This is a genomic window from Corynebacterium sp. MSK310, from assembly GCF_030227355.1.
Classification (GTDB): domain Bacteria; phylum Actinomycetota; class Actinomycetes; order Mycobacteriales; family Mycobacteriaceae; genus Corynebacterium; species Corynebacterium rhinophilum.
The window spans coordinates 71630-95416 of the sequence record NZ_JASPFZ010000010.1; the positions used below are offsets into that span (position 1 = coordinate 71630).

The following is a 23787-nucleotide window of genomic DNA, read 5'->3' on the forward strand; positions in this document are numbered from 1 at the left end:
GCGGCGAGTAGGCGCCGTGACGTTTTATTGTGCGCTGTGCTCGCTCATAGTTAGGCGTTCACCGAAGCTTTGGTGCTACCCTCATCTGGTTCCTTGATGGCCCGGCCCAAATTCACGAGAAAGACCGTCAGCCCCACAGTGATGAAGATGTGGCCCAGACCAGCGATGCCCGAAATCATCTCATTGGATTCCTTGCCCAGCACCGTCAGTATGCCGTGCGAAATTTGCATGCCGACGGTGAGCACAACGCCCACGTTGTACAGCCAAAAAAATGAGTTGAATAGCTGGCGGTGCCGCGACAGCGCGAAGACCTTTTCCAGCGCCAAGAAGATGAGGAATAGCATGAAGCCCAATGCCAGCAAGTGGGTGTGGGCCACGCTTAGCTGCGTATATTCGCCTTCCGGGAAATCTTGTAGCTTCGTAAACTCCCGATAAAACAAGCCGGCGACCAAGCCCAAGACGAGGTAGAAAATCGCTGCCCTGTACAAAGCCTTCATGTCATTACTCCTTCCCAGTCATCACCATGACTGGATAGCCGAGGGGATCAAGTTCTCTAAATACATATCTTGCCCCGACTTCTCTGGCTTTGAATCGCAGAGGCGGTTGAACCTTCAATCAACCAGTAGGTTGATTGAAGGCGCTTAACGTCGTGTCCTCTGCATTCCCGCAAGGAATATGGCCCCCAAAACTAGCGCTTCTAGCGCTCGGCGTTTAAATTTTTCTTTTCAAATACAGGACCGGAACGGGCCAGCGCAAGGATCACTAGTACGGTTCCGATGCCCACTAAAAGCAATGGAACCACAGCATTACCTGACTGCTGCCCAGCATCGGCAGCATCAATTCCGGTGCTAATTAAAATAGGCGCTGCGATGACCAAAACCACGCCGACGAATCCGGTAGCCAACGACAACTGCAATTTCTGATTCAACGCTCATCCTCATTCTTTCGACGCCGCCCGGAAGCATAATCCGCCAAGGATAGAACGACTCCTATGAGCAAAATTGCGACCACTAGAATCAGTGCCCAGTGATGGTCATTAAACAGAACCCCGAGCACGATGACTACCAAGGCGGAGACGCCGAATGGCCGGAAATACCTCCACAAGCTTCTCATGGTTCTCAAGCTACCATCGCCGCCATTCAAAATGCATGTGCAGGCTCAGGCTAAGGGGCTGGTATCTCCTCTCAAAAGTTCGCTATTCACTTCACCCAAGGCATTACTTATATCTCCTTGAATGGACCTGACCCCCATTTGGTGGACACCTGATATCCAACGGGCCTGACCCCTGTTTGGCGGACACCCGATATCCAGCCCAACCGGGTTGGAAAAATAGTAATCTACCGCCCTGTCCGGGTATTCCGAACAGGGGTCCAGTCCTACATCCACCCACTGGAGTACTTCCCAAAGGAAGAGCCGTTTCAGGAGCCTGAAAACAAAGACTAGTTTTGGTATAATAACCAATTTGGGCTCTTGTGCTGGAAGGAACCAGGAAAACTGGTCCTTGGTCAGCACAGTTTTTGAGCTAATCCGAAGTTAAGTTACGGTTGTAACCGTTAATTTTGCAGGTGAGCGAGTGTTCTATACCACACTCACCCATACCATACGCCCAACAGAAAGGTATTCAGATTATTACCACTATTCTTGCTGGACTATTGACTGCAAGCACTGGCTTAATCGGCCACAGCACTCCAATCGAAAAAGCTTCCCCTATAGCCCAGCATCAAGACCATGCGGCGGCGGCCACCCCCGACCGCGATACCTCCGACGTGCAAACGCTAATCGATGATGCCGAAGAACAAGCTGGCTACAAATTCATGACTATCCGCTATGATGGAAAATTCGCGCATATCGCTTTAGATCCCGAAAAATACAACCCCGACAGCGATAACGCGACATTTAAAGCAGCGACCCGGCTGCTCACCAAGAAGGGTTATAAGGTCACTGCAGTTCTCTAAACTGTTCACCTCCACTGCCCTGGCCCCCAGTTTGCTCGCCAAACGGGCCGTTACGACCCTGTTCACGCAGCTGCGCGATGGTCGAACCTAAAGATTGACGGGTTGCTTTGACAATGCCGTTGGGGGTTAAGTAGCAAAAAGGGGATGAGGACATTTTTAGGAGTATTCACAGTAGCAGCTTGCGTCAGCGTTGATTGATGCTTAATCCGCCGTTGATGCCAGGACCGGTGATTACGACGTCCTTAAGCGCGTAAGGCAGCGTGAGAACTAGCGCAACCGACAACACCAAACCAGACACCGCTGTATCCTGCGAGGAACTAACCTGGCGCACGATGCTCTACATTACGGAGGCTTGCCCGGAGTCATCGACGGGAATAACCCCAAAGCACCGTGCCGATCAGCTGCACCGAGGCAAAACCAAGGCCTGGAACGCCAAGGAACAGCGGTGCGCCAATGGGCCAACGGGACCTACCCCGGGTAGTGGAACTGTTGGGGTTAGGCCCATCCTCTCGTACCGCCACACGATCCGCACAGATCGGATGTACACTAAACGAGGGTAACCTCACACAAGGCCTGGCCCCGGAAAGTTGACACATCGGGGTCGGGCTCTCGGATTTTTCCTCACGTTGAACTTAAAATAAACTGGTTTGCCACGACTCTTCTACTTCTATAAGCAAGCAGATCCACCGCGCATTTGAGGTCTAAATAGCCTTCTCCCCACGCTCACCGGTGCGGACGCGGATGACGTCTTCGACGGGCGCTATCCAAATCTTGCCGTCGCCGATTTCGCCGGTGCAGGCGGCGTCCACGATGGCATCGACAATCGCTTCGGCGTCATCGTCTGCCACGATGAGCTCGATTTTGGCTTTGGGGACAAAGGAGGTGGCGAATTGGGCGCCGCGGTAGATTTCCTTGTTACCGCGTTGCTGGCCAAAGCCTTCGATTTCGGTCACCGTCATGCCCGGCGAGCCGAGTTTTTGTAGTGCTTGCTGGATATCATCAAGCGTAAAGGGCTTGACCACGGCTGTTACGAGTTTCATTATTGCTCCTAGGTATCGCTGGGCGTTTTAGTTGCGGCTGGTGGTACCGCGCATGGCACGGCCGCCAATGTCGTAGCCGGTCTCACGGTGACCACCAAAGTCAATGCCGTCGGTTTCGATCTGGTCGGTCACGCGCCAGCCGATGGTCGCCTTCAAAATCACCGCAATGATGGCGGTAATGACTGCGGCGAAGACCACGGCGATAGCGGCGATGAGAATCTGTACGATGAGCAGCTTCCAACCTTCGGCGCCGCCGCCGGTGAAGATGCCGCGGTCATTGGCAAAGAAGGCAACTGCCACGGTGCCCCACAGGCCGGCGACCAAGTGGACGCCCACGACGTCGAGGGAGTCATCGAAGCCGAAGCGGAACTTCAGGCCCACGCCGAGGCAACCTAGCATGCCGCCGAGGGCACCCATGATGAGCGAGGTGACCGGGTTCAGGTCGCCCGCGGCCGGGGTAATGGTGACAAGTCCTGCGACCACACCGGAGGCTGCACCCAGGGAGGTGCAGTAGTTATCGCGCAGCTTTTCCACGAGCAACCAGCCCAGGATTGCGGCGGCCGTTGCGGCGGTGGTGTTGACCCAGGCTAGGCCGGCGAGGCCATCGGCTGCGAAGGCGGAACCGCCATTGAAGCCAAACCAACCAAACCACAGCAGGCCGGCACCGAGCATGACCATGGGCAGGTTGTGGGGACGCTGCACGCTCTTCGGGAAGCCCTGGCGCTTGCCCACGACAATCGCTAGGACTAGTGCGGCCGTACCTGCGGAAATGTGGACGACGGTACCACCGGCAAAGTCAATGGGGGCCACAAGCGCTTCCCCGCCTTCGCTGCCAAAGATCCAGCTGGTGACGCTGCTTTCGCCCTCACCCAGGATGCCGCCGCCCCAGACCATGTGGGCCAGCGGGAAGTAGACAAAGGTTGCCCACAGGCCGCTGAAAAGCATCCAGGTACCGAACTTCACACGGCCGGCGAGTGCACCGGAGATAATCGCGGTGGAAATAACGGCGAAGGTGAGCTGGAAGCCGATATCGATGATATTGGCGTAGCCTTCCGCACCTTCGAGGTATTCACCATTGGCATCAAAGATGGAGTCCTTCAGCCCGAAGAACTCGAAGGGGCTGGCAACGATGCCGCCCCAGGACTCCGTGCCGTAGCTCATTGACCAGCCCCAGAGGATATAAATGATGCTGACTACCGCTAGTGAGCCGAAGGACATCAACATCATGTTGAGCACGCCGCGGCGCTCTGTCATGCCTCCGTAAAAAAGTGCCAGGGCTGGGGTCATGAGCAGCACGAGAGCCGCGCTCATGAGCATCCAGCTCGCATTGCCTGCGATCACCGAATCCATTATTTCTCCTTGTAGGGTTCCTTCATTGCTTTTCATAACGGTAGTACTACAGGTATATAAATATCTATTGACCTATAGATTAATCCCCCATGTGGGGTTACCTTAAGCTTGTCACCTCCTGGTTTCCCGCTTTTCACCACTAAAAGGCTGCCCATTCGAGCGAGGTTCCTTGGCGAGCCCTCCCTCCACAACATCCGCCCAGGAGCTCAAAGAATTTACTGTACGTTCACATCGATCCTAAGTTGCCTTAACTTCAGTGCAGTTAGATAGACGTTCCTGTTAACTACTCTCTCTGGAGGAACTTCCCCAATGAAGCCGAAGCACTCATCTCTCGCTGCCCTAGCCCTTGCTTCAACCGTTCTTCTTAGCTCGTGCGGTGAGCCTGCGACCGACGATGAAGATACGCAGGCCGCAAGCGATTCAACCACCATTACCGTCTATACCTCAGAGCCGGAAGAGAAGGTCGATGAAATCAATGCCGCCTTCAATGAAGACAACCCCGATATCGAGGTCAAGGTGTACCGGGCCGGTACCGGCGATTTGAACGCGCGCATTTCTTCGGAGAAGAAATCTGGCGATATCGAAGCAGACGTTTTCTGGGCGGCTGATGCTCCTACCTTTGAAAATTACGCCGAGGATGGCGATCTCATCGAGCTTGCCGATGTCGATTCCGATGACGTCATCGACGAGGCCAAGGACGACGAGAATTTTTATGTCGGCACGCGCATTATCCCCACGGTCATTGCTTATAACACCGACGAAATCGCAGAAGGCGATGCCCCGACCTCCTGGGCGGATCTCACCGATCCGAAGTACAAGGACAAACTCGTCATGCCTAACCCGGCGGTCTCTGGTGCGGCAGCCTTCAATGCCTCAGCATGGAAGAACAATCCAGACCTCGGTGAAGCGTGGATCGAAGACCTGGGCAAGAATTCTCCGATGATCGCAGAGTCCAATGGCCCTACCTCCCAGGAAATCGCTTCCGGTTCTAGGCCCGTGGGCGTGGTCGTCGACTACTTAGTCCGCGACCTAGCGGATAAGGGATCCCCAGTTGCCCTTGCCTACCCCACCGAGGGATCACCGTATATTTCTGAGCCTGCGGGCGTATTCAAAGACTCCAAGGAGCAAGAAGCGGCACAGAAGTACATCAACTTCCTGCTTTCGAAGAAGGCTCAAGAAATCGCCGTCGATCAGTCTTACCTCCCGGTGCGTGAGGATGTGGGAACTCCAGCGGGCACCCCTGAACTCGCAGACATTGAGCTCATGGACCAAGACCTGAAGAAAATCACCAAGGATAAAGACGCCGCCGTCGAGGTATTCCAAAAGGCAGTGGCTTCCTAGTTCTTGATGGCTCGCTTGTTGAAAAATCCCTCCGTGTCCGCGCTGCGCGTTGGCGTGTGGCTCATTGCCCTTGGCCTGTTCATCGCGCCTTTGGCCCTTGTTGTCTCCCTTGCACTGGGTGGAAACCAAATTCCCGTCCTGCTAGAGCAAGGGCTCGGTATTGCTACATGGAATTCGCTGTTCACCACGGCGCTTTCGGCTCTCGCCGCCGTCATCATCGGCACCGTTATTGCCATCGCGCTAGACCGCACGGATGTCTACGGCTCTTCGGTACTGCGCCTATTCCTGCTCTCGCCGCTCTTGGTTCCGCCATTTATCGGAGCGATCGCCTGGATTCAACTATTCGGCCCGAATCAGGGCTTGAATAAACTCTTTGGGTTCGAAATATGGAATATCTACGGCGCAGACGGGGTCATAGCGCTGATGACCATCCACTCTTTTCCCACGGCATACGTCATCATTTCTTCGAGCCTGCGCTCCATCTCTCCCGATTTCGAGCTAGCCGCCCGAGTATCTGGTGCTTCCGTGATGACTGTTCTGCGCACGGTCACCCTTCCGCTCCTGCGCCCCGCCCTGTTATCCGCGTTTACCCTCACGGCAATTGCTAATCTGGCGGATTTCGGAATTCCTGCCATTATCGGCTCGCCGGCTCGATTCGAAACGCTCGCAACGATGATTTACCGGTTCATTGATTCCGGCACCGTATCGAACCCCTTACAGGTGGTCTCGACCATCGGCGTCGTCCTCTTATTTTTGGGAATCGGCGCAGTCATCATGGACTACCTCACCTCCCTGAAAAACTCGTCTTCTACCCATGACTCCGGAAGCCCGGCGCGCTTTGCGCTGCATTCAGCGCGTTGGCCGGTCACGATCATCATGTGGGTGTGCGGACTCGCCATTTCCATTGGCCCAATCCTTGGTTTGGCTTACCGCGCGTTGCTGCCAGCCCCTGGAGTTCCGTTTACATTAGAAACCATCTCGTTGGCGAACTTTAGCAGTGCTTTATCCAACCCGCGCGTTCTCGACGGCCTTACCAATTCCGCATTTCTGTCAATAACCGCCGCGATTATCTGCGGGATTCTTGGCTGGGTCATCGGAATTCTAGTGACTCGGACCCAGGCGCGGGGAAATACCCTTTTAACACTTTCTGCGCTCCTGCCGAGCGCGCTGCCGGGGCTCATCATCGGCGTCGCCTGGCTGATTGCCGGGCGCTATACCGGGTTATATAACACCATTTGGATAATCCTTATCGCCTACGTCTGTGCTTTTACCGCACTCGTTGTCCAGTCCGTGCGTGCCCCGCTAATAAGCACCCCGGTCACCGTGGAAGAAGCAGCGCGCATTTCTGGCGCCACGCCTCTTAAAGCGCTTTTTACTACCACCGGCGCAATGACCATTCCGGCGGCAATCTCCGGTGCGGTGCTCGTCGCGGTGACCGCGATTCGAGAACTTACTATTTCCGTACTCCTCGTCGCCCCTGGAACTACAACGCTGGGTGTGCAAGTCTTCAACCTGCAACAGGCAGGAAATTACAACCAGGCATCGGCACTCGCTTTGCTCTTTGCACTGCTAGGCATCATTGCCCTCGCACTGACTATCCGCGCTCCTAAGGTAAGGACTTCATAATGGCGAAAATTGCAGCTTCCCACCTCACGGTCACTTTTCCGGATGGAACCACCGGCCTGCGCGATATCAACCTCTCCATCGAGCCTGGGGGACTCATTGCACTCGTTGGCCCGTCAGGCTCCGGTAAAACCACGCTCCTGCGCACCATCGCTGGTTTTATTTCTCCATCGTCAGGTGAGCTTTACATAGATGGCCGGCAGATGACTGATATTCCGCCGGAGAAACGCGGCATCGGCATGGTCTTCCAACAGCACGCGATCTGGCCGCACATGTCTGTAAAGGACAATGTTGGCTACCCGCTGCGCCAGGCGAAAGTAGCAAAGGCCGAGCGCGAAGAGCGCATATCTGAGACTTTAGCTCTCGTGGGCCTGCCAGGATTCGAAGACCGTACACCAGACAGCCTTTCTGGCGGGCAGCGCCAGCGCGTTGCCCTGGCCCGGGCGATCGTCGCTAAACCCAAAGTTTTATTACTGGATGAGGCGCTTTCCGCCCTCGATGAACCATTGCGCGATAATTTGCGCCGCGAGCTGGTAGCCCTGACACAAAAGCAACGCCTAACCACGGTGCACGTCACCCACGATCGCGCCGAGGCACTGGCAATCGCAGATAGAGTCGTGGTTCTAGACGGCGGCGAAATCCAGCAGATTGCTACTCCGCAACAGCTGCTGGAAAATCCCGCTAGCCCGGTGGTCGCGGGATTTATTGCGGATGCCACGATTGTCCAGACCACTATTTCAGGAAGCCGCGTCGAGTGCCCAACTCTTGGTATCTCTTGGCCGTTGAGTGACGTAACCGTGCGAGGAGAAGGCACTAAGGCCGCCATCTTGCCGCACCACGCGACGATCGTGGAGGAAAACCATCCAGGTGCCACGGTTGCTGCGGTGGTTGACTCCGCCATTTTCGAAGCCGGACACTACTCCGTTACCGCCTCCCATGAGTCTGGGGTCACGTTCCGGACTACCGCAGATAATAAACCAGAGCTTGGACAATCGGTGCGTATCCGCTTCTCGCCGCCGTTGATTTATTAAGTGCGCACTGCCTCCGATTTCCTATCGCTGCATTTAATCCTTTACTGCAGCGTGGCCTATATCCCGAGCCTGGCTTAAGCTTTAAGCCATGAGTGAAATCACGAAGCAGTATTCCGTTGACCTTACCCGCGTAGAAAATTCGGTGTACCGCGCCACCAATGCGGACGGCGCCAGCATCGAGTTCGGGCGCGGCGAGGGCCTGTTATCTCCGGTAGAACTCCTGCTGGCTGCCGTCGCCGGATGCACCGCGGTGGATGTGGATGTCGTGACCTCCCGGCGCACCGAGCCGGAGTCTTTCCGGGTGCGCGCAGAGGGCGACCGCGTGGATGAGGATGGCGCCTCGCGGCTTTCCGATGTCCGCGTCTCCTTCACCCTCGCCTTCCCTTCCACCCCGGACGGCGATAAGGCCCGCACGCTCGTGGATAACCTCATCCGCATCTCCCACGAGAAGGACTGCACGGTATCGCGCACCGTGGAACACGCCACGAACGTGGAATTTAGCAACGAGTCAAAATAAACACGATTCCCCCACCATCTCCTGCTATGGTGCATTTGTTAACTATTGTGACTAATGCGATCACTGCAGGAGCTTTTTATGTCACCGTCTCTGTCTCGTCGCGGCCTCTTGAAGGCAAGCGCCCTTGCCCTTACCGCCGGCGCCATTGGTGCGGCAGCCCCCTCTGCCGCCGCCCTCGGCCCGGTGCGCGGCACCATTATCGATTTTTCCTCCGGCGTCCCCTCCCCCGCCGCCATCAAGCGCGCGGGCCATATCGGTGCCATTCGCTACGTTTCCAATAAGCGCCCCGGCGCGGCCTGGATGACCGGCAAGCCGGTCACGCTCCAAGAGGCTGCCGCCAATGCCGCGGCCGGCCTGCCCACGGCCTCGGTCTATCAATTCGGCCGCGCCGAAACCGCCGATTGGAAGCAGGGCGCGGCCGGCGCCGCCATCCACGCTCCGCAGGCCATTTCGCTGCACAAGGCCGCCGGTGGACCCACGCACCGCCCCATTTATATCGCCATCGACGATAACCCCACCCGCGAGCACTACACCCAGTTCATCCGGCCATACCTGCAGGCGTTTTCCAAGGCGCTGTCTATAGCCGGTTACCAGACCGGCGTTTACGGCAACTACAACACCATCGAGTGGGCCAGCCGCGATGGGATTGGCACGTTCTACTGGATGCACGATTGGGGTTCCAACGGGAAAATCCACCCCAAGACCACCATTCACCAGCTTCCGCAGTCGCGACAGCAGACCATCGAGAACGTCATCGTCGATGTCAACGAGGTCTACGCCAGCGACTGGGGCCAATGGACACCCGGCTCCAAGCAGCCAGGTATCCAGGATCTTAGCTCCACCCTGGACAAGGCTATCCCCAATATGCCGGATTTGCCGCAGGTCACCGCGGATGGGGTGAGCTTTAAGGGGTCATCGCTAAGCAACGAGCAAATCCGCGGGCTTGCCGATGCCGCCCAGGACATCGCCAAGGCCATTAAGTAGGCCTATTTCTCCTTAGGCTCGGAGGACTTCTTTTCGTCCTTCTTGCCCTCATCCTTCTTCTCGCCAGAGGTCGGTTTTTCTGAGGTCGTCTCGATGGGCGGAACATCCTCGCCGTTCTTGTACTTCAGGAACCGCTCGGTGGCCTTGCCCAGATTCTCGCCGTTGATTTCGCTCTTCACGTAGTCCGTGAGGTCATCGGCGGAACCATTAATGGATGCCGCGGCGACGAAGTTCTTGCCAAAGGACACCGAGGAATTGATCGACTTATCGTTGGACCATCCCCACTTGCTGCCCACCACATTAGAGAGCTTCGCGGTGCCATAGTCCTGGTCATAGCCATCTTCTGAGACCGGATCCGCGTGCGACATCGCCACCAGCACGGGGTGGGTTTCATCGCGCTTGATGAGCTGGGAAATGAAGCTGGCCACGTCATAGGTGGAGGTTTCCGAATAGCCCCAAGTCTCGCCCGCCTTGGTGGATTCCAGGTGATATTCCTTGGCAATCCTATCGATGGAATCCGGGTACTTCTTGAACAGCTCCTCGGCGCTCTTATCAGAAGAGCTGGCAATCATGCCGAGCGCCTCAAATTTATCTTCGTACTCGCCCTGCTCAATGACGTAGGTGGCGATATAAAGCTTGATGAGGCTGAGCGCCGGGCGAGGATCGTGTTCTGCCGCAGAGCCCATATACATGCCATCGTGCAGGCGAATATAGCTAATGGAATGGTCCTCATCCCCCTTGAGGAACTCATTGATCCGCGGGGGCACCTTTGCTGCCCTATGCGCGGTAATGGTGGTGTCTTCGGCTTTGGCGGTGCTATCTCGCTCGCTATTGCTGCACCCAGCAACCGTAGAGCAGGCAAGCATGCACACGGCAAGGGCGGCACCAGCCTTTACTGATGCCGCCGCGTTGAGAGAAGACGGATTAAACACGTCGAACCATATTACCGGTAATTGCTACTTTGCGGGCAATTAGTGCTGGACTGGGGCCTCGACACCCACACCGGTCAGGGAACGAACTTCCATCTCTGCCGCCAGCTCGTCCAAGTTGTCCGGCTTGGTTACGATGGAGACAAACCAACCGACGAAGAAGGACAGCGGGATGCTGACCAGACCCGGCGAGGTCAGCGGGAAGATAGCCCAGTCCGCGTTCGGGAACATGGCGCTTTCGGCGCCGGATACCGCTGGGGAGAAGAAGATGAGAACCAAGCAGGAGACGACACCGGTGTACATGGAGGCCACGGCACCCGCGGTGTTGAAGCGGCGCCAGTACAGCGAGTACAGGATGGTCGGCAGGTTAGCCGATGCCGCCACTGCGAAGGCCAGGGAGACCAGGAAGGCCACGTTCTGGGTCATCGCCAAGATACCCAAGATGATGGAGACAATACCCAGGACCACCACGGTGGCCTGCGAGACGCGCACCTGCTCTGCCTCGGTGGACTCACCGTTGCGGATAACCGCGTGGTAGATATCGTGCGCAATGGAAGCGGAGGCGGTAATCGCCAGGCCCGCCACCACGGCGAGCACGGTAGCAAAGGCCACGGCGGAAATAATGGCCATGAAGATGGAGCCACCGATTTCCAGTGCCAGCAGCGGTGCCGCGGCGTTCGCGCCACCCGGTGCGTTCAGGATGCGGTCCGGACCAACCAGTGCGGCTGCACCGTAGCCCAGGATCAGGGTCATCAGGTAGAAAGCACCGATGATAACGATGGCCCAGGTCACGGAGCGGCGAGCCTCAACGGCGGTGGGCACGGTGTAGAAGCGCATCAGAACGTGTGGCAAGCCGCCCACACCCAGTACGAGGGACATACCCAAGGAGATGAAGTCCAGCTTAGCGGCGGTAGAGCCACCGTACTTCAGGCCCGGCTCCATGATTTCCTTAGCCTCATAGCCCTTTTCATGGAGGTAATCAGACGACGCGTGCATATCAATAGCGGTGCTGAACATGTTGCTGAAGCCACCGCGCAGGGAGACAAACACCATGATGCACATGATGACCACACCGGTCACCAGCAGGACGGCCTTAATCATCTGCACGTAGGTCGTGCCCTTCATGCCGCCGACCAGGACGTAGAGAATCATCAACACGCCGACGATACCGACGACGACTGCCTGCCACTTGAAGTCATGGATGTTCAGCAGCACGGCCACCAGCGAACCGGCGCCGGCCATCTGGGCGATGAGGTAGAAGAGCGTCACGAAGAGCGTGGCGATGGACGCGGCCACGCGCACCGGCTTTTGCTTCAGGCGGAAGGACAAAACGTCCGCCATGGTAAAGCGGCCCACGTTACGCATCGGCTCGGCCACGAGCATCAGGGCCACGAGCCAGGCGACGAAGAAGCCAACGGAGTACAAGAATCCGTCATAGCCGTTGAGCGCCACTGCACCGACGATGCCGAGGAAGGACGCCGCAGAAAGGTAGTCACCGGAAATGGCCAAGCCATTCTGGCGGCCGGAGAACGCGCCACCACCGGTATAGAAGTCCGAAGCCTTCTTCGTGGACTTGCCAGCGCTCAGCACGACGGTCATCGTCACCACGAGGAAGATACCGAAGATGGAGATATTCAGAATCGGGTTACCGGCAGAAGTTTCTTGTGCAAGGTAAGTGGTAGTCATTTACTTGGCCTCCAACTTCTCGCGAATAGCAACCGATTTAGGCTGAATATTCTTATTGGCATATTTCACGTAAATCCAGGTAATGATGAACGTGGTGAGGAACTGGGCCAGGCCGAAGACGAGGCCGACGTTCCAGCCGCCATCGCCAAGCTCAATGGCCATAAAATCAGGCGCAAACACGGCGGTGAGCACGTAGACGATGTACCACACGAAAAACGCGACGGTCATGGGAAAAGTGAAACTACGATAAGCGCTGCGCAGTTCGCCAAACTCTTCGCTATCGCGCATTTCTATGTAGTCGGCTGCCGTAAGGTCACGGCGCTCGACGGGAGCAGTTGTATCACTCATAGAACGGTTGTCTCCTTGGGTGAGAGAGGTTCTGTACAAACGAGGAGCAATGTGTTGTTCATCACTACCCGCGTTGCTATGTAAGATACAGAACATTGTTTGCAAAGCAGTAAATATTGCCAATACACCTCACATAAACTCCCCCTTTTAGCCCGATAGGCTCCGGTGAACTGGGCTAATATTCTTTGCAAATCACCCCCTCCACCCAGGATTTAAGTGGTTCGCAAATTTTGTTAACTAGACATTAGCTAATGAGTAAAGGTTGCACGAAAGGAACCACCTATTAACGCGGTTAGTGCCTTGACCAGCACGCACTCCCCCACCCAACGGGCACGCACAGCAAAAGCCACCGACGACGTCGTCGTCGGTGGCTCCTTTGCCCGAGAGTGCCTTCTTAGCCCTCTTCGCCCGGGAATTCGCGGGGGTCATTAAACATGCGGCCGAAGCCTTCTTGGCCTTCCAAGGAGTCAATAGCCGCGATTTCATCCTTGCCCAGCTCTAGCTCCGCGGCGGCCAGGTTCTCCTTGAGACGCTCGCTGCGGGCGGACTTCGGAATAACGGAAATGCCCTTGGCCATCAGGTACGCCAGTACCACCTGGCCTTCGGTAGCCTCGTGCGCAGCGGCAATCTTTTCAATCTCCGGGTTATTAAGCACCACGCCGCGCGCCAGCGGAGACCACGCCTCGGTCACGATGCCGTGCTTGTGGTGAAATTCGCGCAACTCCGGCTGGGTAAAGCCAGGGTGCAGCTCTACTTGGTTGAGAACCGGGGTAATGCCGGTCTTCTCAATGAGGTCCTCGAGGACCTCCTCGTAGAAGTTAGCGACACCGATGGAAGCGATCTGGCCCATCCCCTGCAGGCGGGCAATGGATTCAAAGGTCTCCACGTACAGCCCGCCCTGTGGCCATGGCCAGTGGATGAGGTACAGGTCCAAGTAATCCAGCTTCAGCTTCTCCATGGACTCTTGAAAGGCCTGTTCCGCCTTCTGCGCGCCGTGGTGGGAGTGCCAGACCTTGGAGGTAATAAACAGGTCCTCGCGGGTGACGTCGCCCGCGTCAATGGCTTGGTTCAGCGCGGTACCCAATGCCTCTTCGTTCTTATACAGCGTTGCCGTATCAAAGTGGCGGTAGCCCAGGTCAATGGCTTCGCGGACTACGCGAATGCATTCATCGTCATTGAGCTTGTAGGTGCCCAAACCCAGCTGGGGCATCTCACGGTCATCATTGAAAGAAATATGTGGCACAGTCATAGTTCCCATTGTGCCCCAGTTTGCCGTCTCATGCGGCCCCTTGCGGGAACTGACTGCCCCAGCACAGCGAAAAACCGGCTCCCCTTAAGGGAAGCCGGTTCAACGATTTTTAGCGCAGTTTAGTCGGCGCGGATGAGGTCAATGATAAAGACCAAGGTGCGGCCGGACAGCGGGTGCGCACCGCCGGCTGGGCCATAGGCCTTTTCCGGCGGGATGATGAGTTGACGGCGACCGCCTACCTTCATTCCCGGGATGCCCTCTTGCCAGCCGGCAATGAGACCGGTCAGTGGGAACTCGATGGACTGGCCACGGTCCCACGAGGAATCGAATTCTTGGTTGGTCTCATATTCGGCACCAACGTAGTGGACCTCCACTACGCCACCAGGCTGAGCTTCAGCGCCATCGCCTACGACGATGTCCTCGATGACGAGGTCGGTCGGCGCTGGGCCAGACTGGGCTTCAATAACAGGTTTATCCATGGGGATTAGTCTCCTTGGGAAATCTAGTTTGTTCGTGCGGTCGCAATGAAACCGAACCGAGCTGCACCAATTATAGTGCTCAAGCCCGATTCGGTTGAATTGGGGCGACCAAAAGCGCTAATTAGCGCTCGCTGCGAGGGGTAACCTTGCGCAGGGTTTCACCGGTGTAAATCTGGCGAGGACGGTTGATCTTGGAGTTCATCTCCAGCTGCTCGCGGTACTGAGCAATCCAGCCCGGCAGGCGGCCGATGGCGAAGAGGACGGTGAAGAAGTCCGTTGGGAAGCCCATGGCGCGGTAGATGAGGCCGGTGTAGAAGTCCACGTTCGGGTAGAGCTTGCGGGAGACGAAGTAGTCATCATTCAACGCAATCTCTTCCAGCTTCATGGCCAAGTCCAGCATCGGGTCGCCGCCCAAGTGATCGATGATCTCGTGTGCGGTTTCCTTGACGATGGCCGCGCGTGGGTCGTAGTTCTTGTACACGCGGTGGCCGAAGCCCATCAGGCGAACGCCCTTTTCCTTGTTCTTCACGCGGTTCATGAAGTCGGTAGCATCGCCGCCGTTGTTCTTCTCGATGTCCTCGAGCATCTCCAGCACGGCCTGGTTTGCGCCGCCGTGCAGCGGGCCGGACAGGGCGTTGATGCCGCCGGCGATGGAGACGAACATGTTGGCCTGTGCGGAACCAATCATGCGGACGGTGGAGGTCGAGCAGTTCTGCTCGTGGTCAGCGTGCAGGATGAGCAGCTTGTCCAGTGCCTTGGAGACAACCGGGTCAACCTCGTACTCCTCGGTGGGGTAACCGAACATCATACGCAGGAAGTTCTCGCGCGCATTGAGATTGTTATCCGGGTACATATAAGGCTTACCCTGGGATGCACGGAAGGCGTAAGCGGCCAGCATCGGCACCTTAGCCAGCAGGCGAACGGTAGCCTTGTCCAGCTGCTCCTCATCCAGTGGGTCCAGCTGATCCTGGTAGTAGCTGGAGAGAATGTTCACGGAGGAAGCAAGCACGGCCATCGGGTGGGCATCGCGCGGGAAGATGTTGAACTGCGCCTTAAAGTCCTCATCCAAGAGGGTGTGGTGGCGGATGGCATTATTGAACTCCGACAGCTCCTGCTCATCCGGCAGGTGACCCTTAATCAGCAGGTAGGAAACCTCATTGAAGGTGGCGTTATTTGCCAATTCAGCAATATCGTAGCCACGGTAACGAAGGATGCCCTCCTCACCGTTAATAAAGGTAATCTTGGACTCGGTGGAGCCGGTGGAGGTGTAGCCGGGGTCGAAGGTAACAAGCCCGGTTTCCTTGCGGAGCTTGGAGATATCGAAGCCGGAATCGCCCTCAGTGGACTGCTTGATATCCATCTCGTACTCGTTGCCAGCGTGCTTGAGTACTACCTTGTTTTCTTCAGTAGACACGGAATTTCCTTTCCCTGTTAAAGAGTTCTTTAAAGGCGCCAACTTACGCCGTGTGCCTTTGACCTATTCACACTCTAGCAAACTTTGTGATACTGCCAACAAGTTTATGGACATCAAAATACCTGCCATCCAACCGGAACTGTTCTACACTAGCGGCATGAGTACTCCAGAAATCACACTGCCAGCAGATCTCTTGCCTTCCGATGGCCGCTTTGGCTGCGGACCCTCCAAGGTACGCCCCGCCCAGATCGAGGCTATTGACCCCGCTATCGTGGGCACCTCGCACCGCCAGCCGGCGGTGAAAAACCTCGTCGGTTCCGTGCGCGAGGGCTTAAGCGATCTCTTCTCGCTTCCGGAGGGATACGAAATTGTTCTGTCCTTGGGCGGCGCCACCGCTTTTTGGGATGCGGCTACCTTCGGCCTCATCGAGCGCCAGTCGGCCCACCTTACCTTTGGTGAGTTCTCCACCAAGTTTGCCAAGGCCTCTTCCAAGGCTCCATGGCTCGATGCCCCGGCCCTGACAGAATCCCCTGTCGGCACCGCCCCGGATCCGCGCGAGCTTGCTGCCGATGCCGATGTCGCCGCCTGGGCCCACAATGAGACCTCAACCGGTGCGATGACGGAGGTTGTCCGCCCCCACCCCCACAACCACCAGCAGCTCGTGCTTGTCGATGCCACCTCTGGCGCCGGCGGCCTTCCCGTTAATATCGCAGAGACCGACGTGTACTACTTCTCGCCGCAGAAGTGCTTCGCTTCCGACGGCGGCCTTTGGCTCGCCGCCATGTCCCCGGCCGCGCTGGAGCGCATCGAAAAGATCAATAACTCCGACCGCTTCATTCCGGAGTTTTTGAACCTGCAGACCGCGGTTACCAACTCCCGCAAGAACCAGACCTATAACACCCCGGCGATTGCCACCCTGCTCATGCTGGATAACCAGATTAAGTGGATGAATGACAATGGCGGGCTCGACGGCATGGTCAAGCGCACCACCGAATCCTCCTCCACGCTGTACAACTGGGCCGAATCGCGCCCGGAGGCCACCCCGTTCGTCAGCGACCCGGCGGCGCGCTCGCTGGTCGTGGGCACCATTGATTTCGACGAATCCGTGGATGCCGCACAACTTGCCGCCACCCTGCGCACCAACGGCATCCTCGATGTCGAGCCGTACCGCAAGCTGGGCCGCAACCAGCTGCGCGTAGGCATGTTCCCGGCGATTGAGACCGAGGATATCGCCAAGCTCACGCAGTGCATCGACTACGTGTTGGATGCCAACTAACTCATCAACATGCCCCGCCGCCTCGCATGGCGCGGGGCCTTTTCGCGTTATAGTTGACTACATCACAGATCCGTCCTTCCGTCGATAGGCAAAGGAGCGCCACACTATGCGCGAGCTGTTTCTCGTTGACAGCGAATCGAGCGAAGACTCATTGGTGCTACGCACCGAAGAAGGCGAAGAGTTTTCCCTTCCCATCACCGATGAGCTGCGTTCCGCCCTCACGCCCACCGCTAGCAAGCCGGAGCCGCCGAAGCTAGCGCCGATGCCCAAGCCCTCCCACGAAGAGGAAGAAAAGCAGATCCGGCCGGCAGAGATCCAAAACCGCATCCGTGCCGGTGCTTCCACGGCAGAGCTCGCGGAAGAGATACACGTCGATGAATCGCGCATCGAGCCCTTTGCTTACCCAGTCATGTTGGAGCGCAATCGCATTTCTGAGGTGGCCAAGCAGGCCCACCCAGTGCGCGACGACGGCCCCGCCAAGCTCACCCTGTGGGAAGTACTGGCGAGCTCCTTTGCCGCCCGCGGCCACTCCCTTTCGGAGTCCACGTGGGACGCCTACCGCCACCAGGGCGAGCCGTGGGTTGTGCGCGTGACCTGGAAGGCGGGACTTTCTGAAAACGAGGCGGAATGGACCTTCAAGCAGTCCATGTCCTCCCCCGCTACGGTCGAGGCCCGCAACTCGGTCGCGGCAGACCTTACGGACCCGGACTTCGTACAGCCGGTGCGCTCACTAACCTCCTTGGGCAGCGGCCGCTACGACGAAGCCATTGACGGCGATCAGCCCGCCAATGTCACCGATATTTCCGGTTCCAGCGAGGAGACGGAAGAAGAGGAATTCCTGCAGAATCCTTCCTCCGAGTCCAAGCCCTCGAAGCGCCGCCGCAAGGCCGTCACCCCACACTGGGAGGACGTGCTCTTGGGCGTTCGCTCCAATACCAAGCGTCCGAGGGACTAAACAGTGGACATCTCTCATGCCGTTCTCACGCTGTGGTACATCTCCAAGCCCGGCGCCGAAGAAGTTCTCAAGACCGAGCCCAAGGCGGACCGCGGGTTCGGCCGCAAGTTCCTAGCCCAGCTCAACCCCAAGTTCCCGGTCACCCCGATTGGGCAATTCCCCCTGAACCGCTCCGCGCAGACGGATCCGAATGAGTACTACATCGGCGGCTACCCGGGCATTACCGTGGTGCAAACGGTCTGCGAGGGCGATTCAGTCCTGCTTTCCCAGCTGCCGAAGGACCTCTTAAACGCGGTTCCTTCCCAGCGGGTTATCGCGCTGGTTAGCAACGCGGACGAAGACTATGCAGGCTTCGCGCTGTGGGAAGGCGGCGAGCTCAAGCGCTGCCTGTGCGCCACCCGTGACCGCCTCTACGAGGACACCGGCCTACCCGAGCCCTTTGAGGCGCCGTTCTGGGCCGGTGAAAAGGACGAATCCCTCGGCGGCATTTCCCTGCCGTTTCGGCCCCACAGCATAATGGAGGCCGCCCAAGAACACTGGTTGGGCATCACCGTGGGACAGGAAGGCCCGGACCTGGACGTCGTGGGCTATGCCGTCGACGGGCGCCCAGAGCCCAAGATCGATCCGCCGAAGCCAAAGCAGCCGGTCAGCGAGTTCGCCGCCCAATCCGCAAACAGGCTGGGCCTCAACGACTATGACGACTACGAGGACCACGATGCCGAGCCGGATTCCACTGGCGATGAGATCCTTTCCACCGCGAAGCAGCTCGGTTCGCTGATTGGCAACTGGCTGCGTCAGACGTTTAAGTCACTTAAGGATCGCTGGCGCTCATAAAAGGAAATGGCGGCCGCGGTCGCAACGTTTAGGGAATCAGTTCCTGGGGCCATTGGTATCCGCGCGCGGATATCGGTGGCCTTCATTGCGTGCTCGGTAAGCCCAGGGCCCTCCGCGCCAACGAGCATGGCCACCTTGTCCTGCCCGTGCATGGCCTCTGCCAGGTGCACCGCCTGGGGGTTGGGGGTTAAGGAAATGAGGGTAAAGGAGGCATCGGCAAGCGCCTGCAAGGAGCGCTGCCACGTGGTGAAACCTCCCTCCAAATGGGCAAAGGGCACGCGCAGCGCGTGGCCCATGGATACGCGCACCGAGCGTCGATAGAGCGGATCCGCCGCACCTGAGCCCAGCAGCACCGCATCCACGTTCATGCCGGCCGCGTGGCGGAAAATGGCGCCGATATTTTCATGATCCCCCACGCCCTCCAGCACGGCGATGGTGCGGGAACGCTCCAGAATCTCGCCCACCTCCGGCTCTGGGGCGCGGCCCGCAGCGGCAACCAACCCGCGGTGCATATCAAAGCCTGCGACCTCCGCGAGGGTTTCGCGCGAGACCTCGTAGACGGGGCACTCCGGCTCGCCGTACTCGGCAAAGAAGGCCTCCAGCTTGTGGGGAAAGCCCACCAGGCAGCGCATGGGGAACCGCGATTCCATCAGGCGGGCGGCCACCAAGGGGCCTTCTGCAATGACCAAACCCTCGCCGGATTTATCGGATTTGTTGAGGTTCCGAATATCGTCCAGGCGAGGGTCACGGGGATCAGAAATATGCATGCCTTCCAGGCTAGCCGATGGCCTCCGAAATCGGATCGATGCCAAAGTAAATGACGAACAAGCCCGCCAGTAGCCACATGATCCAGTGCACCTGCTTGGCCTTACCGGCGAAGGTGGACATGAGCGCGAAGGTAATAAAGCCCACGCCAATGCCGTTGGCAATGGAATAGGTAAACGGCATGACCACGATGGTAAGGAAGGCTGGAATGGCTACTTCCATGCGCGTCCACGGGATATCCGTAAGCTGCGCGGCCATCATCACGCCGACGATGACCAGCACCGGTGCTGCGGCCTCGATGGGTACGATCTCATAGAGCGGGGTGAAAAACATGGCCGCGATAAACAGCAGGCCGGTCATGATATTGGCCAGGCCGGTGCGGGCGCCATCGGCAATGCCGGCAGAGGAATCCGCGAAGACAGTATTCGAGGACGCCGAGCCCAAACCACCGGCAACCGCGCCGGCACCTTCCACAACCAGCGCCTTCTTCATTCCCGGCAGGTTGCCGTTGTCATCCACGAGCTTGGCCTGCTTACCCAGCCCGGTCATGGTACCCATGGCATCAAAGAAGTTGGTCAGCAGCAGGGTAAAGATGAGCAGAACCGTGGAGATCACGCCAATATTGGCAAAGGCGCCAACCAGGTTCACATCGCCCACGATGGAAAGATCCGGCAGGCCTCCCAGCGCATCTGGGGCCTCTGGGGCGGCCATGCCCCAGTCCTCCGAGTCCGTGAGCGCCTGGACAATAAAGGCAATCACGGTATTCAGGATGATGGCAATAAATAGCCCACCGGGCACATTGCGGATGACCATGAAGGCGCAAATGATAAGGCCAATGACAAAGACCACCGCCGGCCAGGTGGCAATCGAACCATTAATGCCTAGGCCCACCGGCACGGTGGTCTGCGCGGCATCGGGCACGCGGGTAACAAACCCACCGTCCACGAAACCGATCATGGCGATGAACATGCCAATGCCCACGCCCATAGCGGCCTTCATGGGCTGCGGGATGGCGTCAAATACCGCGGTGCGGAAACCGGACACGGCGAGCAGGACGATAATAAGGCCCTCGATTACCACCAGGCCCATGGCTTCTTGCCAGGTCAGCCCGCTGGTGGCGACCATGCTGATGGCGACGAAGGTATTCATGCCCAGGCCCGCAGCCATGGCGAAGGGGTACTTCGCAATCGCACCAAAAGCGATGGACATGACGCCGGCGACCAGCGCCGTGGCCGCAGCAACCTGCGGCACGCCTAAGGTATAGCCTTCCGCATCCGGGCTCGTGCCCAGAATGAGCGGGTTGAGCAAAATAATATATGCCATGGCGAAGAACGAGACCGTTCCCGCGCGTAGCTCGGTTCCGATGGTGGAACCGCGTTCAGAAATGTGGAAATAGCGATCGAGAGTGGCTTTCACGCCGTGCCCTTTCACGTAGAGCGGTATTTTTACGCCCTAAGTGTGCTGCTTTAATCCCCAAATTCAAAATCTTGGTAAATAGGCTTTTCGTCATCGAAGGCCGCGGCCGGCGCCTTCTCCTCACTCACCCGCGTCTGCGAATGCGCACCACACCCGTAGCGCGCATGCACCACGCGGCCATCAGCGGAATACTCATTGGCACATACCCCAAAGTTATCCATGAGCCCCATATAAAACGCGCACGTGCGACACTGCAGGTGCGCCTTGGCTGCCATCTCCGAGGTCGGGCCATATTCTTCTTGCCAGCGCTGCTTGGCATCCGCCAGACCTTTGGCAGAAAGCTCATTTCCGTTCAGGCGCTCATCATCGATGGCTGGCGGCATGAGATCCCCCGGACCCAAATCCCCCGGCAGCACTCGGTCCTCATACGGCACCCATTCTGGTGCCTGCAGCGCCTCCCCGCCCGGTACCAGCGCCACCTCATTGACGGTGACGTAGCGCGAGCCTTCCGCGCACGCGAGCACGGCCTGCCATTCCCAGCCTGGGTAGCCCGGCATATCCGCCTCAAAGCGATGGGTGACAACGTTGCGGCCCATTCCGGCTACGCCCCTATGCTTGCCGATGCCCCCTTCCCCCACCTCTTCCAATGCCTCACGCGCGATGCGTACGGCGCGGGAATCGATCAACGGATTTGCTTTTCGCTTACTCACGCCCCTCATTATTCATGATGGCCCGCCGACAGTGGTACATATGGTGCATGCCGTTTCTCCGCCGCGCCGCTCTCATTGCCGTGCCCTGCTGCGCCTTGACCGCTTGTTCCTCAGACTCTCCCGATGCTTCCTCCCCCGATCACCTTTCAGTGGAAGTCCTCGATAGGGCGCCGCTACCAGAGAACTCCTTTACACAAGGCCTCGAAGAAGACGGCGAGGGCAACCTCCTGCTCGGCACCGGGCAATGGGGCGAATCCAAACTCATCCGCTTCTCCCCTGAAACCGGCGAAATCTTGCAAGAGCGCGCCCTCGATGACTCACTTTTTGGGGAGGGCATTACCCAATATGGTAATTCCATCTGGCAATTGACCTGGAAGCGCGGGCAATCCCTGCGCTATGACGGCGACTTCCAGCGCACCGACACCGCCACCTATGCCGGCGAGGGCTGGGGACTATGCGCCAACCAGGACGAGCTCATCATGTCCGATGGCACCTCTACCCTGCGGCACATGGATCCAGAGACCTTTGCGGAGCTCTCGACCACCGAGGTCACCCTCGATGGCTCGCCCGTGGAAGATCTCAATGAGCTGGAATGCGTGGACGGTGATGTCTACGCCAATGTGTGGGGCAGTGAAGATATCCACCGCATCGATCTCTCCTCTGGCAAGGTAACCGCGGTGATTTCTACCGATGCCATCGATAAATCGAAATATACCGATCCCGATGACGTCTTAAACGGCATCGCACATATCGAGGGCACCGATGAATTCTGGCTTACCGGCAAGCGGTGGGATGAGCTCTACCGCGTTCGAGTAAAGTAATGGGCCATGGCAACCCGTAAGGAAGCAAGGAAAAAGTCGCTGCTGCAAATCCTCGCGCTCATCGTGGTCGTGGCGGTCATCGTCGCCTCCGTGGTGATCTTTCAGAGCTGGCGCAATTCGCGCCCGGGCCCAGAGCCGAGCGAGATTGCTATTACCGCCTCCGTGGGGGATAACACCAAGGAGGTCACGCCCTACCTCGTATGCGAGCCGGGAACCGATTGCCCCGAAGGCGATGTCCCCCAACTAACGGTGGGCGAGGATGACACCTTGCATCTGGAAATCCCCGGGGAGATTTCTAATCACGAATGGAAGGTGCTGTCCATTTATGATGACCCCGCCGCCAATGACGAAACCTCTCATGGTGCGAATGAAACGACCGAGGTAGATATCCCCGGTTCGGTAGACCCCATCGAGGCATCAACTGGCGAGCGCCCCCGGCTCATGGTGGTGGAAGTCTCCTCCCTCATGATTGGCACCGATGACGATGGCGAAGAAACCCCCCTCGCCACCGTGTGGTCCCTATCCACCATGGATGATTAACTATCTAAATCCTTCGCAATTGCGCGGAGGATTTCTGCTACTTGGCGCCCAGTCTTGCGCTCGGGGTAGCGCCCCGAGTTCAGTACCGGCTGCACCTGCGATTCCAGCAGGGTCATAACATCTGAGACCATGCTGCCGAGCTCTTCCGGCTTGCGCGACGGCGTGCGACGGCGCGGCTTGTCCAGCACACGCACCCGCAGTGCCTGCGGCCCGCGGCGCCCCGCCGCGAAATCGAATTCGATGCGCTGACCCGGAAAGATTTCTTCTACTCCCTTGGGCAGGACATTCCGGCCGACGTAGACGTCTTCATCGCCCGGATTGCTAACGAAACCGAAACCTTTCTCGGCGTCATACCACTTCACTTTGCCAATGGGCATAGGTATCCACCTCTTCTCTTGGGTAAATTCTTAAGTTTAGCTGGAAGTTATACAGAACAGAAGTTCCACGTGTCGTGTGGCATAGTTCACAACACTGTCACTACCTGCGGAAATATTGCGGACGGAACCACAATAGTCTCAATTCTT

General features: G+C 57.8%; 25 protein-coding genes. 11 read left to right on the plus strand and 14 right to left on the minus strand.

Going from position 1 to position 23787, the window contains the following annotated elements:
- Positions 1-50: 50 nt before the first annotated feature.
- Both QP891_RS08400 and QP891_RS08405 read right to left on the minus strand, forming a co-directional pair.
- Positions 51-497: a DUF2871 domain-containing protein gene (locus QP891_RS08400; protein ID WP_284770583.1), complete on the minus strand. Its 447-nt coding sequence runs from the start codon at positions 495-497 to the stop codon at positions 51-53.
- Positions 498-697: 200 nt separating this feature from the next.
- On the minus strand, positions 698-928 hold the full coding sequence (locus QP891_RS08405) for a hypothetical protein (protein WP_284770582.1): 231 nt from the start codon (positions 926-928) through the stop codon (positions 698-700).
- A 724-nt stretch (positions 929-1652) separates the two neighbouring features.
- On the opposite strand from QP891_RS08405, the gene QP891_RS08410 reads away from it, so the two are divergent.
- A complete protein-coding gene (locus tag QP891_RS08410; RefSeq protein WP_284770581.1) occupies positions 1653-1955 on the plus strand; it encodes a malonyl-CoA-ACP transacylase in 303 nt (100 codons plus the stop codon).
- A gap of 701 nt (positions 1956-2656) precedes the next feature.
- On the opposite strand, the gene QP891_RS08415 is transcribed toward QP891_RS08410, so the two are convergent.
- Positions 2657-2995 (minus strand): P-II family nitrogen regulator, encoded by a 339-nt coding sequence (locus QP891_RS08415; protein ID WP_023025886.1) that lies wholly within the window; start codon positions 2993-2995, stop codon positions 2657-2659.
- 27 nt (positions 2996-3022) lie between these two features.
- Positions 3023-4345, minus strand: a complete 1323-nt coding sequence (locus tag QP891_RS08420) for an ammonium transporter (RefSeq protein WP_284770580.1) — start codon at positions 4343-4345, stop codon at positions 3023-3025.
- A 309-nt stretch (positions 4346-4654) separates the two neighbouring features.
- Between QP891_RS08420 and QP891_RS08425 the strand changes: the two genes are divergently transcribed.
- The 5 genes from QP891_RS08425 to QP891_RS08445 all read left to right on the plus strand — a co-directional run bounded on the left by QP891_RS08425 (position 4655) and on the right by QP891_RS08445 (position 9841).
- Positions 4655-5686: an ABC transporter substrate-binding protein gene (locus QP891_RS08425; RefSeq protein ID WP_284770579.1), complete on the plus strand. Its 1032-nt coding sequence runs from the start codon at positions 4655-4657 to the stop codon at positions 5684-5686.
- A gap of 6 nt (positions 5687-5692) precedes the next feature.
- Positions 5693-7312, plus strand: coding sequence for an ABC transporter permease (locus QP891_RS08430; protein WP_284770578.1), 1620 nt, complete (start codon positions 5693-5695; stop codon positions 7310-7312).
- Positions 7312-8340, plus strand: a complete 1029-nt coding sequence (locus tag QP891_RS08435) for an ABC transporter ATP-binding protein (RefSeq protein WP_284770577.1) — start codon at positions 7312-7314, stop codon at positions 8338-8340. Before QP891_RS08430 ends, QP891_RS08435 begins: the two co-directional genes overlap by 1 nt.
- Before the next feature lie 88 nt (positions 8341-8428).
- Complete coding sequence (locus QP891_RS08440) at positions 8429-8857, plus strand: OsmC family protein (protein ID WP_284770576.1); 429 nt, start codon at positions 8429-8431, stop codon at positions 8855-8857.
- Positions 8858-8935: 78 nt separating this feature from the next.
- Positions 8936-9841 carry a DUF1906 domain-containing protein gene (locus QP891_RS08445; protein ID WP_284770637.1) on the plus strand — a complete coding sequence of 302 codons (906 nt, stop codon included), beginning with the start codon at positions 8936-8938 and terminating at the stop codon, positions 9839-9841.
- Between the two features lie 2 nt (positions 9842-9843).
- Here QP891_RS08445 and QP891_RS08450 read toward each other — a convergent pair whose 3' ends face one another.
- The 6 genes from QP891_RS08450 to QP891_RS08475 all read right to left on the minus strand — a co-directional run bounded on the left by QP891_RS08450 (position 9844) and on the right by QP891_RS08475 (position 15946).
- Positions 9844-10773, minus strand: a complete 930-nt coding sequence (locus QP891_RS08450) for a hypothetical protein (protein WP_284770575.1) — start codon at positions 10771-10773, stop codon at positions 9844-9846.
- Positions 10774-10812: 39 nt separating this feature from the next.
- Positions 10813-12456 (minus strand): monocarboxylic acid transporter, encoded by a 1644-nt coding sequence (locus tag QP891_RS08455; RefSeq protein ID WP_284770574.1) that lies wholly within the window; start codon positions 12454-12456, stop codon positions 10813-10815.
- Positions 12457-12804: a DUF485 domain-containing protein gene (locus tag QP891_RS08460; RefSeq protein WP_284770573.1), complete on the minus strand. Its 348-nt coding sequence runs from the start codon at positions 12802-12804 to the stop codon at positions 12457-12459.
- A gap of 394 nt (positions 12805-13198) precedes the next feature.
- On the minus strand, positions 13199-14062 hold the full coding sequence (locus tag QP891_RS08465; RefSeq protein ID WP_284770572.1) for an aldo/keto reductase: 864 nt from the start codon (positions 14060-14062) through the stop codon (positions 13199-13201).
- Positions 14063-14172: 110 nt separating this feature from the next.
- On the minus strand, positions 14173-14532 hold the full coding sequence (locus QP891_RS08470; protein WP_005279843.1) for an FKBP-type peptidyl-prolyl cis-trans isomerase: 360 nt from the start codon (positions 14530-14532) through the stop codon (positions 14173-14175).
- 121 nt (positions 14533-14653) lie between these two features.
- Entirely contained in the window at positions 14654-15946 is a 1293-nt protein-coding gene (locus tag QP891_RS08475) for a citrate synthase (protein WP_284770571.1), read from the minus strand.
- 157 nt (positions 15947-16103) lie between these two features.
- On the opposite strand from QP891_RS08475, the gene serC reads away from it, so the two are divergent.
- From serC to QP891_RS08490, 3 genes are all read left to right on the plus strand, one after another.
- On the plus strand, positions 16104-17222 hold the full coding sequence (gene serC / locus QP891_RS08480; protein WP_284770570.1) for a phosphoserine transaminase: 1119 nt from the start codon (positions 16104-16106) through the stop codon (positions 17220-17222).
- Between the two features lie 106 nt (positions 17223-17328).
- Positions 17329-18177 carry a septation protein SepH gene (gene sepH, locus QP891_RS08485; RefSeq protein WP_284770569.1) on the plus strand — a complete coding sequence of 283 codons (849 nt, stop codon included), beginning with the start codon at positions 17329-17331 and terminating at the stop codon, positions 18175-18177.
- Between the two features lie 3 nt (positions 18178-18180).
- Positions 18181-19011, plus strand: a complete 831-nt coding sequence (locus QP891_RS08490; RefSeq protein WP_284770568.1) for a DUF6928 family protein — start codon at positions 18181-18183, stop codon at positions 19009-19011.
- Here QP891_RS08490 and QP891_RS08495 read toward each other — a convergent pair.
- From QP891_RS08495 to QP891_RS08505, 3 genes are read right to left on the minus strand one after another with little or no spacing between them, the layout of a single operon-like run.
- A complete protein-coding gene (locus QP891_RS08495; RefSeq protein WP_284770567.1) occupies positions 18972-19778 on the minus strand; it encodes a TrmH family RNA methyltransferase in 807 nt (268 codons plus the stop codon). The two genes, QP891_RS08490 and QP891_RS08495, sit on opposite strands and share 40 nt — an antisense overlap.
- Before the next feature lie 10 nt (positions 19779-19788).
- The gene (locus tag QP891_RS08500) at positions 19789-21192 is read right to left on the minus strand and encodes an NCS2 family permease (RefSeq protein ID WP_284817032.1); all 1404 of its coding nucleotides are present in this window, start codon (positions 21190-21192) and stop codon (positions 19789-19791) included.
- 50 nt (positions 21193-21242) lie between these two features.
- Positions 21243-21911, minus strand: a complete 669-nt coding sequence (locus tag QP891_RS08505; protein WP_284770565.1) for a DUF3027 domain-containing protein — start codon at positions 21909-21911, stop codon at positions 21243-21245.
- 5 nt (positions 21912-21916) lie between these two features.
- Here QP891_RS08505 and QP891_RS08510 point away from each other — a divergent pair, with 5 nt between their 5' ends.
- Both QP891_RS08510 and QP891_RS08515 read left to right on the plus strand, forming a co-directional pair.
- Positions 21917-22723 carry a glutaminyl-peptide cyclotransferase gene (locus QP891_RS08510; RefSeq protein ID WP_410757473.1) on the plus strand — a complete coding sequence of 269 codons (807 nt, stop codon included), beginning with the start codon at positions 21917-21919 and terminating at the stop codon, positions 22721-22723.
- Positions 22724-22729: 6 nt separating this feature from the next.
- Entirely contained in the window at positions 22730-23263 is a 534-nt protein-coding gene (locus QP891_RS08515; RefSeq protein WP_284770563.1) for a DUF2771 domain-containing protein, read from the plus strand.
- Here QP891_RS08515 and QP891_RS08520 read toward each other — a convergent pair.
- Positions 23260-23640, minus strand: coding sequence for a cold-shock protein (locus QP891_RS08520; RefSeq protein WP_005279828.1), 381 nt, complete (start codon positions 23638-23640; stop codon positions 23260-23262). The genes QP891_RS08515 and QP891_RS08520 overlap by 4 nt on opposite strands.
- Between the last annotated feature and the right edge of the window lie 147 nt (positions 23641-23787).

Bases quoted from the DNA above. Each gene is read 5' to 3' on its own strand.
- QP891_RS08400 (WP_284770583.1), bottom strand. From the start codon at position 497: ATGAAGGCTTTGTACAGGGCAGCGATTTTCTACCTCGTCTTGGGCTTG.
- QP891_RS08415 (WP_023025886.1), bottom strand. From the start codon at position 2,995: ATGAAACTCGTAACAGCCGTGGTCAAGCCCTTTACGCTTGATGATATC.
- QP891_RS08420 (WP_284770580.1), bottom strand. From the start codon at position 4,345: ATGGATTCGGTGATCGCAGGCAATGCGAGCTGGATGCTCATGAGCGCG.
- QP891_RS08425 (WP_284770579.1), top strand. From the start codon at position 4,655: ATGAAGCCGAAGCACTCATCTCTCGCTGCCCTAGCCCTTGCTTCAACC.
- QP891_RS08430 (WP_284770578.1), top strand. From the start codon at position 5,693: ATGGCTCGCTTGTTGAAAAATCCCTCCGTGTCCGCGCTGCGCGTTGGC.
- QP891_RS08435 (WP_284770577.1), top strand. From the start codon at position 7,312: ATGGCGAAAATTGCAGCTTCCCACCTCACGGTCACTTTTCCGGATGGA.
- QP891_RS08440 (WP_284770576.1), top strand. From the start codon at position 8,429: ATGAGTGAAATCACGAAGCAGTATTCCGTTGACCTTACCCGCGTAGAA.
- QP891_RS08445 (WP_284770637.1), top strand. From the start codon at position 8,936: ATGTCACCGTCTCTGTCTCGTCGCGGCCTCTTGAAGGCAAGCGCCCTT.
- QP891_RS08455 (WP_284770574.1), bottom strand. From the start codon at position 12,456: ATGACTACCACTTACCTTGCACAAGAAACTTCTGCCGGTAACCCGATT.
- QP891_RS08460 (WP_284770573.1), bottom strand. From the start codon at position 12,804: ATGAGTGATACAACTGCTCCCGTCGAGCGCCGTGACCTTACGGCAGCC.
- QP891_RS08465 (WP_284770572.1), bottom strand. From the start codon at position 14,062: ATGGGAACTATGACTGTGCCACATATTTCTTTCAATGATGACCGTGAG.
- QP891_RS08470 (WP_005279843.1), bottom strand. From the start codon at position 14,532: ATGGATAAACCTGTTATTGAAGCCCAGTCTGGCCCAGCGCCGACCGAC.
- serC (WP_284770570.1), top strand. From the start codon at position 16,104: ATGAGTACTCCAGAAATCACACTGCCAGCAGATCTCTTGCCTTCCGAT.
- sepH (WP_284770569.1), top strand. From the start codon at position 17,329: ATGCGCGAGCTGTTTCTCGTTGACAGCGAATCGAGCGAAGACTCATTG.
- QP891_RS08495 (WP_284770567.1), bottom strand. From the start codon at position 19,778: ATGCATATTTCTGATCCCCGTGACCCTCGCCTGGACGATATTCGGAAC.
- QP891_RS08505 (WP_284770565.1), bottom strand. From the start codon at position 21,911: ATGAGGGGCGTGAGTAAGCGAAAAGCAAATCCGTTGATCGATTCCCGC.
- QP891_RS08510 (WP_410757473.1), top strand. From the start codon at position 21,917: ATGATGGCCCGCCGACAGTGGTACATATGGTGCATGCCGTTTCTCCGC.
- QP891_RS08515 (WP_284770563.1), top strand. From the start codon at position 22,730: ATGGCAACCCGTAAGGAAGCAAGGAAAAAGTCGCTGCTGCAAATCCTC.
- QP891_RS08520 (WP_005279828.1), bottom strand. From the start codon at position 23,640: ATGCCCATTGGCAAAGTGAAGTGGTATGACGCCGAGAAAGGTTTCGGT.